The 1,864-nt window shown below is 58.9% G+C and carries 1 protein-coding gene; it reads right to left on the bottom strand.

Going from position 1 to position 1,864, the window contains the following annotated elements; genetic code table 11:
- The coding region (locus tag OK409_RS21615) for an Ig-like domain-containing protein (RefSeq protein ID WP_264367522.1) at positions 1–1,864 on the bottom strand (1,864 nt) is incomplete at both ends.

Raw genomic sequence — 1,864 nt, 5'->3', positions numbered from 1 at the left:
GCCCGGACGGTTCTGCGCACCGCTGTAGGTGGTGTTCACCTGGAACTCGTCGGTCACCGCCTGGCCGTCGGCGCCGTAGCGGCGCGCCATCACGCCGTCGCCGCTGTTGTCCAGTCCGTTAACGTTGGACTCGTAGACAATCAGAAAGCCGCCGTCGGTCAGCGCTATCACCTGCGGGCTGTCCTGATTGTTGGCCGTGCGCTGGTTCACCTGCTGCTCGGTGCCGATTTTATGCACACCATCTGCCTCGTACAGCTGCATGTAAACCTCGGTGCCGGAGGTGCCGTCACCCTGCCACGTCACCACGATGCGGCCGTCCGCCAGCCGGGTGACCGACGGGTTGAGCTGATCGCCTGTGGTAGTGGTATTCACCTGCGCGCTTTCATTCAGCAGATCGTAAGCACTCAGTGCGGCTCCGGAGATCAATACTGGCTGGCTCTGGTTACCTGCCGCGTCAATAGCCGAGAGCGTTCCGTTTTCACCGACACTGAGTGGGTTAGGTACAATACTCCATACACCCTCAGCATCTGCCACCGTGGAGTAAACCGTTCCAGCCGCATTCGTTACGATAACAGTAGCGCCTGCTTCGGTCTGGCCACCCAGAGTCTCCTTAGTATTGGTAGAGAGGCCCACGTTCGGCGGCAGTACATCGGTGTCGCTCGACGCTGGTGTCGTCGCAGGCTGATAGTCAATGGTCGTCGGATCGTTGTTGTCCGGCGTCATTTGCTCCAGTCCCAGCGTTTCAACCAGATCCACAACGCGTCCTTTAATCGCCGAGCCTTCGCCGTCACCCACACCTTTGTCAGTCCAGGTCACGTAGAGCTGACCGCCCGCAAGGAAGGTCGCATCGACTTCAACCTGCTCGCCATAGGTCAGTTGATGGATCTGCATCTGCTGGCCCACTTTGTTACCCGCTGCATCAAAGTACTGCGCGTAGATGCCGCTGGTACCTGCACCCGGTGCCGTATCTGTTGCAGACATAAAGAGCGCAACGAAACTGCCATCAGGACGGCTCACGACTTTCGCCAGATGTTGATCGCCTGCTGTTGCCGTGTTGATCAGGAACTCGCTGGTCAGCGCCGTACCGTCTGCCGCATAGATGCGGCCCCAGACGCTGTAACCGTTCTGATCCGGTCCGCTGGTATCGTTAGAGTCCCAGGTCACCACGTAGTTGCCGTTATCCAGCGCGCTTACTGCAGGTGATGCCTGATTATTAGTCAGGGTCTGGTTCGCTACGAAGCTGCCGGTTACCTCATGCAGTGAAGGATCGTAGATCGACACGCCTGCGTCATACCCGGTACCTTTAACGGTATAGGCGATAGCGACCTGGCCATTTTTCAGTAACGTAACAGACGGCAGCGGCTCCCAGTCAGCGCCAAAGCCCAGCACGCCGTTTACGCTCAGCGAAGTCGTAATCAGTACAGTCTCTGCCGTGACCGGCGTGCCGTTTGCATCATACTGGCGGCTGTAAATCGCCCAGTTACCGTTCAGGCTTGCCTGCCATACAACCAGATAGCCGCCATCTTCCAGCGAGGTAATGGCGGGTTCAGTCAGTTTACTTGCCGTGGTACCGGTGTTAACGCTGAACTCTGTGCCATCAGCCACCAGACCATTTACGTTACCCGCACCGTCATAGCTGTAGGTATAGCCCTGACCCTTGATATGCGCACCGGAATCCGTGCTCCACACCACTTCGATATGGCCGTTCGTCAGGACCGTAACCTGCGGCGTGATCTGGTCGCCCGCTGTGGTGGTGTTCACCGTGAACTCCGCCCCGACCGGCTGGCCTTTCGCGTCCAGCAGCTGGCCCTTGACGCAGCTGCCGGAGCCGTCTCCGCTCGCCGACTGCCACACCACGATGGCG

Origin of the sequence: Pantoea sp. RG18, assembly GCF_025910075.1 — a bacterium.
GTDB classification, from domain to species: Bacteria; Pseudomonadota; Gammaproteobacteria; order Enterobacterales; family Enterobacteriaceae; genus Pantoea; species Pantoea agglomerans.
Note: the sequence above shows the minus strand (reverse complement) of the source record. Positions and strands in the feature narration are given on the sequence as shown.